This is a genomic window from Maritalea sp. YIW29 (genome assembly GCF_057219265.1).
The window spans coordinates 1-9,230 of record NZ_JBXVVF010000005.1; the positions used below are offsets into that span (position 1 = coordinate 1).

General features: G+C 45.8%; 6 protein-coding genes. 5 read left to right on the plus strand and 1 reads right to left on the minus strand.

Annotated features, from left to right (window positions below; all coding sequences use genetic code 11):
• A partial coding sequence (locus AC2D8L_RS16440) for a hypothetical protein (protein WP_484686596.1) occupies positions 1-1,227 on the minus strand: 1,227 nt, incomplete at its 3' end.
• Between the two features lie 755 nt (positions 1,228-1,982).
• On the opposite strand from AC2D8L_RS16440, the gene AC2D8L_RS16445 reads away from it, so the two are divergent.
• The 5 genes from AC2D8L_RS16445 (at position 1,983) to AC2D8L_RS16465 (ending at position 9,201) form a co-directional block, all read left to right on the plus strand.
• A complete protein-coding gene (locus AC2D8L_RS16445; protein ID WP_484686597.1) occupies positions 1,983-3,557 on the plus strand; it encodes a type I restriction-modification system subunit M in 1,575 nt (524 codons plus the stop codon).
• Positions 3,554-4,783 (plus strand): restriction endonuclease subunit S, encoded by a 1,230-nt coding sequence (locus AC2D8L_RS16450; RefSeq protein ID WP_484686598.1) that lies wholly within the window; start codon positions 3,554-3,556, stop codon positions 4,781-4,783. Before AC2D8L_RS16445 ends, AC2D8L_RS16450 begins: the two co-directional genes overlap by 4 nt.
• A gap of 23 nt (positions 4,784-4,806) precedes the next feature.
• Positions 4,807-5,433, plus strand: a complete 627-nt coding sequence (locus AC2D8L_RS16455; protein ID WP_484686599.1) for a GIY-YIG nuclease family protein — start codon at positions 4,807-4,809, stop codon at positions 5,431-5,433.
• 3 nt (positions 5,434-5,436) lie between these two features.
• Entirely contained in the window at positions 5,437-8,262 is a 2,826-nt protein-coding gene (locus AC2D8L_RS16460; protein ID WP_484686600.1) for a type I restriction endonuclease subunit R, read from the plus strand.
• A 600-nt stretch (positions 8,263-8,862) separates the two neighbouring features.
• Complete coding sequence (locus AC2D8L_RS16465) at positions 8,863-9,201, plus strand: hypothetical protein (RefSeq protein WP_484686601.1); 339 nt, start codon at positions 8,863-8,865, stop codon at positions 9,199-9,201.
• The last annotated feature ends 29 nt before the right edge of the window (positions 9,202-9,230 follow it).

Consider the following 9,230-nt stretch of genomic DNA (forward strand, 5'->3'; position numbering starts at 1 on the left):
CCAATTTAGAACATCAGCAATACTCCGTGTCGTCTGTTGTTGTCCAACTGAACGGCCCTTTAGCGTCTCAAAAAACTCACTGATCCACTTGGGGGTAGTCCTGGAGCGATTCAGTTCCGCCTCAACATTCCAATCGCAGACGTTTATGCCGAGCATATTGTCTTCAATCATCTCCAAAACCGAGTTTCCAAGGTTTCCGGGAGGGAGCAAAAGATAAATATCACAGGGTTCACAATTACCTTTGTCATCAATAGTGACACGACACCTACCGCGATTGATAGCTTGTATGACTTTGGAGGCCATATCTGAAGCAATGATTTGTTGGCAATCCTTTGGCCATTTTGTATGTTCCATTAGTTCATCGCACGGTGGACGTGCAGCCAATCGCAGCATTTCGAAATGACTTGCTGGCAGATGTGGTAAGCTCAATAAGACAATCGTTTTGGAATCTTGCCAATCATTCTTGCCGTCTAATGCAAACCAATGGGCGAAGGAAACATGCTGTTGATCAGCGAGTACCTTCTCTATTAACGGCAATTTTGATTTGTGAGCAATAACCACCGCTTTGTTATTAGGCGCCGCATTCCCAAGCAATTTTTGGATACTAGGCAGTCGTCCTTCGAGTTTGCCCGAACTGCTCTTTCCTGTCCCATATTCGCGAGCGACGTTGAGCGTAACGCTGTCATATCGTCGAGCGATGGTTTCGGGCTCCACGAATTCCACCAAATCAGGGCGATACTTCCAAAAGGCCCAACTTTTTGCAGTAGCGTCTAAAATTATGGGCTTTGGCAAATCAGACGCGCACAAGAACATTGAGCCCACCAGCATATCCAAATCACCTTTTCGATTGACCGACACCCATTCTGAAGTGAAAAAATCACACGCCTTAAGACAGCCCTCTATCAGGTTTCGCGCCAATTTGCTGGCTTCACCCGTAAAATTAAGTATCTGGGATGCTGACAATCGTTTTATCAAATCGGACCGCAGGAATGTGAAGTCGAATGTTTGGCCGTCAAACAAATCTGTTCTGCACCGGCCAGCTCTTGAACTATCTTCATCGCCACTAAAGTTGTTCCTTGTGAGTTCAGCCAAAGTTGATATTGCCTTTTGCTCTGCTTGATAATCCCCTGGCAGGTAGAGACCGATCAAACCCGCAAGTTCCTTCAACTGAGCTGTTGAAACACTAAACTCATCGATAAGCACATCAGGTGCCTCATCAAAAATCACAAGGTCGTCATGTGTGTACAGCCAGCTCGACGCAGAGTTGCCACCGCTGGTTAGGTGCGAAGAGACCGCGTTTTTGTAGCCAGCGTGGGTTACAATGAGAATATCGAATTTGTCCAAATCTGAATTTGAGATGCTGCTATCTGAGTGCTTCGCAACCGCAGCACCATGGCATGCAATAGAGTTGATGTGCGAGGCCAGTTTGTCAGCCTGTACAATAGTCCGTACAGCAATGGTCGCTCTGGTCCTGCTCCCTTTTGCATCGTTGTTTGATTTGGATAGTTGAGCCGCGTAGAGGGATATGGCGAATGACTTGCCGATACCGGTTGGAAATGGAATTGCTCTAAACTTATTAGACTCATTTGTATTCTCATCAATTTGTTCGTTGCATGTCCGAGCGATTTGCCTCCAGAGATGCAATTGATTTGGTGACAGATTTCTGCCGGTTGTTGCGTGGAAATGTGTTTCTGCACTTGTGACAAATGCAGACAAGTTTACATGGTTCTTCATTCAGAAGCCCTGTATTCGTTGCAGGAATAGATGTGGGGGCACACGTTGAAACGCGGCCTTATGCCGACATTCGGCAGTTCAGTATGTTTTATGCATTGTTGTGTGTGTTTGTTCTTTACGAGTAGGTAACTGCCAGATAGGGCGCTGAGAGTTCAATTCCGGGCGCGGTTTCCGCACCTACGCCATTGCAAAATCAACGTTTAGACGTCACTTTGCCTCACGTTTGATTTTAAAGTGAATTGCGCCGCATGACTTCCGAACAAAAACAGCTTCTTGAGAAACAACTTTGGGCCATCGCAAACGAACTGCGTGGCAAAATGGATGCGGATGAGTTTCGTGACTACATCCTGGGCTTCATCTTTTACAAATACCTATCAGAAAAGCAGCACCTATACGCGAACGGCCTTTTGAAGACTGAAGATGTCAAGGACTATGCGCTTGTCACCGACGAAGACGACATTGATGCAATCAAGGAAGAGTCCTTAGAGAAACTTGGATATTTCTTAAGACCCAATGAGATGTTCTCAGCAGTTGCTAAACGCGGTAATGGCAGCAACCAAGCTAAAGCCAACTTCATCATTGAAGATTTGCAAATCATTCTTGATGGTATCGAGCGGTCCACCATGGGGACTGAGAGTGAAGACGACTTCAATAAGCTGTTTGAAGATATTGATCTGAACAGCACAAAACTGGGTCGTTCGCCAGATGCGCGGAATGAGTTGATAGCAAAGGTCCTCAAGCACCTTGATGAGATCGACTTTCGTCTTCAAGACGCAAATTCGGACGTGCTTGGCGATGCCTATGAATATCTCATAGGTCAATTTGCGTCAGGCGCTGGCAAAAAGGCCGGGGAGTTTTACACCCCGCAACAAGTGTCGCGCATTCTTGCTAAAGTGGTCACCGCAGACAAACAGCGTATTCGTGATGCGTACGATCCAACCTGTGGTTCTGGGTCATTGCTGTTGCGCATTTCCAAGGAAGCGGAAGTTGGCGAGTTTTATGGGCAAGAGTTGAACCGCACCACTTATAACCTGGCACGAATGAACATGATTTTGCATGACGTGCATTATTCAAAGTTCGACATCAAACAAGAAGACACCCTGACCGAGCCCCAACATATGGGCCAGAAGTTTGAAGCGGTGGTAGCCAATCCGCCTTTCTCTGCCAAATGGAAAGGCAAAGACAACCCGCTTAACGAGACCGATGACCGCTTTAGCCAATATGGCAAGCTGGCCCCGACCTCCAAAGCTGATTTCGCCTTTGTGCAACACATGCTTTTTCACTTGGCAGAAAACGGTACTGCAGCGATTGTTTTACCGCACGGGGTGTTGTTTCGCGGCGCGGCAGAAGGTGTTATTCGGCGCTATATCATTGAGAAGCGAAACTATTTGGATGCGGTGATTGGCCTTCCTGCCAACCTGTTTTATGGCACGTCAATTCCAGCCTGTATTTTGGTGTTCAAAAAGTGCCGAGTGCACGACGACAACATTATGTTTGTCGACGCCAGCGGCGAATTTGAAAAAGTGGGCAATCAAAATGCACTAACTGACGCTCATGTTGAGAAGATCGTGGCGACCCTTAAGGCGCGTAAAACGATTGATAAATATGCCTATGTGGCTCCGCTAAGTGAAGTGGCCGAGAACGATTTCAACCTCAATATCCCGCGTTATGTGGACACATTTGAGGAAGAAGAAGAAGTTGATCTCAATGAAGTGGTGAGTAAGCTGCAATCGCTCGAGAAGGATATGGCCGAGACGGATCAAACCATCGCAGAATTTTGTGCTGAATTGGGTCTCGGATCACCTTTTGAGGTTTCCAAATGAGCGTTCAAGCTGAAACGAACAAGCTGGTGCCAAATCTGCGTTTTTCTGGATTCGAAGAGGGGTGGATTCAAACCAGTCTTTCCTCAATCTGCAACATCTATGACGGGACGCACCAAACCCCGAAATATGTTGGTGTAGGAATTCCGTTCTATAGCGTTGAGCATGTTACCGCAAATGACTTTAGTAATACTAAGTTTATAGCGCGAGAAGTATTTGAAAAAGAAAACAGGCGTGTGAAACTCGAGCGCGGGGACATTCTAATGACCCGGATAGGGGATATCGGTACAACCCGTTTAATTGATTGGGAAGTTGAGGCGTCATTTTATGTTAGTCTCGCGCTGTTAAAGCTAAACAACATCGATGACTCAAGCTTTGTACAACAACAAATGCAAACTACCAGATTCCAAAAAGAGCTCTGGCAAAGGACAATTCACGTTGCATTCCCCAGAAAAATCAACCTAGGGGAAATTGGGCCCTGTGCACTCTTCCAATGCTCGGACACGGAACAAAAAAAGATCGCGGATTTTTTGGGGGCGGTGGATGACAAGATCACCAAGCTGACGGAAAAGAAGGCGCTGTTGGAGCGCTATAAAAAGGGCATGATGCAAAAGCTCTTTTCGCAATCTCTGCGTTTCAAAGATGATAACGGGCAGGACTATCCGGATTGGGAAGCGACGGTCATAGGGAAAATCGGTACTTTCTATTATGGGAAAAGTGCACCTAAGTTTTCGCTGGCACCCGACGCCCCGACGCCCTGCGTTCGCTATGGTGAGCTGTACAGCAAATATGGCATAGTGATTGAAGATGTTGAATCTAGGACAGCAATTGACCCAGCCCAATTGAAATTTAGCAAAGGGGGGGAAATTCTAGTACCTCGTGTTGGCGAAAGCCCTCTAGACTTTGCTACTTGTTGCCTCCTGAAGTCGCCAGGTGTTGCGATTGGAGAGATGATTTCTGTATTCAATACCGAACAAAATTCTCTATTCTATACATACTACTTTAGGACATATCGCAAACAGTTTGCCAGAATGGTTGAAGGCGCAAATGTCTCGAATCTTTATTACGCGTACCTGGAAGATATACCAATTGGGCGTCCAAACATGGAAGAGCAAACAAAGATCGCAGACTTCCTCACCGCCATTGACGATAAGATCAACCACGTCAGCCAAGAACTGATCCAAGCCAAACAATTCAAAAAGGGCCTGTTGCAACAAATGTTCGTTTGAACGCGCCAAAACCGAGATGTTTTATGAGTTTTGATAACGAGAATTTCCATATTGTCTATGTGCTGACCAATGACGCAATGCCCGGCTATGTGAAAGTTGGCGTAACCGAGCGTCCAATCGAGATGCGAATGCGTGACCTATACAGCTCGGGCGTTCCAGTGCCGTTTGAATGTTTTCGCGCGTCCCTGGTGCCCAAATCTAAAAATGTTGAAAAGAAAATTCACAGCGCCTTTCGTGATGTCCGGGTAAACGCCAACCGCGAGTTCTTTGAAATTGCCCCCGAGCGGGTCGTCGATGTTTTAGAAATGGTTGAGGTTGAAAACCTGACGCCCACTGAAGAAATCGTTGAGACCCCCGACGACGTGGCGGCCATGCGCAAGCTTGAAAAACGCGCCGAACGGTTTAGCTTTAAGATGGTCGATATTCCAGTGGGGGCCATTTTGGCCCACGCCAAAGACCCAGAGATCACCTGTACCGTTATCGACAATTCAAAGGTGATGTTCAACAATCAAGAAATGAGCCTTTCGGCGGCAGCATTACAAGCGTTGGCGTCTTTAGGGTTCAATTGGACATCCGCCCAAGGCGCTCAATATTGGGAGTATCAGGGACGACTTCTAAAAGACATTCGCGAAGAAATGGAAAATTCTTAAGCCATGAGCACCCAATCTGAACAAGCGCTTGAAAATGAACTGATCGACCAATTGCAAGGCCTTGGGTTTGGTCGGGTACAGATTGCAGATGAAGATGGTCTTGTGGCCAACCTGAAGGCCCAATTGGAAAAACACAATCGCATCACCCTAAGTGACGTTGAGTTTAACCAGGTACTTATTCGCCTAACGCGCGGCAATGTATTTGAAAAAGCGAAGACCCTGCGCGAAAAAATTGACTATACGCGAGACGATGGCGCAGTTGGCTATCTTGAACTGATCAACCAAGAACAGTGGTGTAAAAACCAATATCAGGTGACCAACCAGATCACCATGCGCGGCAAATATGAGAACCGTTATGATGTGACGTTGTTGGTCAACGGTCTGCCGCTTGTGCAGATCGAATTAAAGCGGCGCGGCCTGGAAATGAAAGAAGCGTTCAACCAGATTATCCGCTACCACCGCCACACATTTTCGGCTGGCAGAGGTCTGTTTGGCTATCTCCAGCTCTTCGTGATCTCTAACGGGGTGAACACCAAATATTTCGCCAACAATCCTCCCCGCGTAAACGATAAACCAGATTTCAAACAAACCTTCTTTTGGGCAGATCGTGACAACAAAAAGATCACCAAACTTGACGAGTTTGCCAAGGTGTTCCTGGAGAAGTGCCAACTATCCAAATTGATCACCAAATACATTGTATTGAACGAAACCGAAGAGAAGCTTTTTGCGCTGCGCCCTTATCAATATTACGCGGTGGAGGCGATTGTAGATCAAGTCAAGGAAAGCAACAAGAACGGCTATATCTGGCACACGACAGGCTCAGGCAAAACTCTCACATCCTTCAAGGCCGCCCAAATTCTCACCCAATCCCCTGAGGTGCACAAGGTTGTCTTTGTGGTCGACCGTAAGGACTTAGATTATCAAACCATCAAAGAGTTCAATGGGTTTTCTGATGGATCAGTTGATGGCACCAACAACACCGCTCAGTTGGTCAAGCAGTTTGCCAACGACACGCCGCTTATTGTCACCACAATTCAAAAGTTAAACACTGCGATCAGTCGAGACAAGCACCTGCAACGCATGAACGACCTTGCGGATAAGCGCATCGTGTTCATTTTTGATGAATGTCACCGTTCGCAATTTGGTGAAACGCACAGACGGATCACTGAGTTCTTTCACCAGAGCCAAATGTTTGGATTTACAGGCACCCCGATATTCGTTGAGAATGCCTCTAAGAACGACATGGGTAAACGTACAACCAAGGATTTATTCGGGGAGAGTTTGCATAAATACGTCATCACCGACGCCATTCGTGACGAGAATGTGCTGAAGTTCTCAGTTGAGTATATTCGCACGGTCAAACAAAAAGACAGCATCGCCGATATCGAAGTCGAAGCCATTGATACTGCGGAAGCGATGGAAGCACCTGAGCGGCTCAATAACGTGACCGATTGGATAATCAATCATCACAATGAAAAGACCCACAACCGCGAGTTTACCTCAATTTTCTGTGTGTCCAACGTCAAAACGTTGATCAAGTACTACAATCTGTTCAAGCAGAAGAAAGAAGCTGGCGAGCATACGCTCAACGTTGGCACGATCTTCAGCTACAACGCCAACGAAGAGTCTGACGACAATGGGGCATTAGAAGCCGATGTGTCCCCAGGCGGCACTGGTGAGGCGATAGACGCGCATTCACGTGAGCATTTGGATAGCTTCATGAGCGACTACAATGAGATGTTTGAAACAAATTTCTCAACCCATGATTTTTATGGCTATTACAAAGACATCGGCAAACGCGTAAAGCGTAAGGAGATTGATATTCTCCTTGTGGTCAACATGTTCCTGACGGGTTTTGACAGCAAACCGCTAAACACAATCTATGTCGACAAGAACCTAAAGTATCATGGCCTTCTGCAAGCTTACTCCAGGACCAATCGAATCTTTGGCGCAAAGAAAGCCCAGGGGAACGTGGTTTGTTTCCGCAATCTTAAACCCGCGACTGACGAAGCCATTGAGCTGTTTGCAAACAAAGAAGCCAACGAAGAGATATTCCTCGCGCCGTATGAGGAATATCTAAAGCAGTTTGATACCGCCTATACCAACTTGCTCCACATTGCCCCGACAGTTGAAAGTGTTGACGGTCTGGTCGACGAAGAAGATGAAGCAAAGTTTATTCTCGCCTTCAGGGCCATTGCTCGACTTCTAAACATATTGGAGTGTTTCACTGAGTTTTCGTTCGACGACCTTCCTCTCGATGCACAGTCTTTCGCGGACTATAAGAGCAAGTATGGTGACTTGAACCATCGGGCAAAACAGGAAAAGGAAAAAGTATCCATTCTCAACGATATCGACTTCGAGATGGAACTCATCACCAACGACAAGATCAACGTCGCCTACATCATTTCGCTCCTAGGGAACCTCAAAGATAAAGAGCCAGCAGAACAAGATGCTGCCAAACAGGCCGTCGCAAGCCTTCTCGAAGGCGAAGTCAATCTGAGAAGTAAGAAAGAACTCATCGAGGAGTTTGTCTCTCAGCACCTCCCTAATGCACCTCAAGAGGCAAACATCTCAGACGTGTTCTCTAAATTCTGGGATGCGAAGAAACAACTTGCCCTTGATCACCTCGCGAAGAAGGAAGGTATATCCTCCTCAGGTCTCGAAAAAATCATCAGTAACTATCTCTTCTCTGACAGAATGCCTATGCGTGAAGACGTAATTGGTATTATGGATTCAAAGCCAAAATTGCGGGAACGAAAAACGGTGGCTGAACGCGTAATCGAAAGCATTCGCGATTATGTAGAAACATTCATTGACGGAATGGGGTAATCCTAGAACACAGTGCTTTTTGGTGAGATCAGGTTGATCTGCCCACTCGTTGCACCCTTCATTCGTACATGATATCCGCTCTTCGCAAGACTGACGAGATCGGAATATGAAGACACCAGTACTTGATTCTTCACATGGTGCTTTTTCTTACCAAACCTAGAATCATCCACTCGATAATTTCCATCAGGGTACATGTGTGGATTGTACACTTCTAATGTTTTTGGGCGAATGCGTTTCAAGTCGCAGCTACTTTTCTTGAATATCAAATTTTAATGGCGATCAAGTAGTGGGAATTCAACGGGGTTTATATAAGTGTTCAGTCGACGACAACGTAGGATTTAGGAACTAATCGTATTTAAATGTATTTAATCAAAAAATATCTCATATCGTGTAGGATATTGAGTAACCATTCAAACAATCGAAATCATGTACACGATAAATGACTTCTCCGTTATCGTAGTAGTTTTATTTTACTTCATGAGTATTAAAATTTTATATTTTATTGATACTTTTTTACTTTTGTAATTGACATATTTACCAACGAAAAGTCACCATTGCATAGATAGACCAAATGCAACGCAGCAACATGTGAGGTTGATAATGAAAAAACTGAACGGTCTAGTCGCAGCTTGTCAGGTGTTTTATCAGTTAGATCACAGGATACAACTTGATGCGATATTGGCATTTCTGAAAATCGCTGAAGCTGACAGTTTTGGTAACAAGATTAGGATCAATGACCTTAGTGAGTATTTTGGCGTGACATATCGCACCGCTGCAAAACATGCATATTTTTGGGCCGAAGGTAACAGAGGTTCTTATCGTGGTGGACACAGGTTGGTTAGCGTCGAAATCGATCCGACTAATAGGCGCGAGAGGACGATAAAGCTTACTCCTAAAGGTCGCCTGGCCGTCAAACAGCTTGGGCGTGATTTTGACTGATTTTTGACGACTGATTGTGACGATACATT

Excerpts from the sequence above, each read along its gene's own strand:
- AC2D8L_RS16465 (WP_484686601.1), top strand. The coding sequence starts at position 8,863 with ATGAAAAAACTGAACGGTCTAGTCGCAGCTTGTCAGGTGTTTTATCAG.
- AC2D8L_RS16455 (WP_484686599.1), top strand. The coding sequence starts at position 4,807 with ATGAGTTTTGATAACGAGAATTTCCATATTGTCTATGTGCTGACCAAT.
- AC2D8L_RS16445 (WP_484686597.1), top strand. The coding sequence starts at position 1,983 with ATGACTTCCGAACAAAAACAGCTTCTTGAGAAACAACTTTGGGCCATC.
- AC2D8L_RS16450 (WP_484686598.1), top strand. The coding sequence starts at position 3,554 with ATGAGCGTTCAAGCTGAAACGAACAAGCTGGTGCCAAATCTGCGTTTT.
- AC2D8L_RS16460 (WP_484686600.1), top strand. The coding sequence starts at position 5,437 with ATGAGCACCCAATCTGAACAAGCGCTTGAAAATGAACTGATCGACCAA.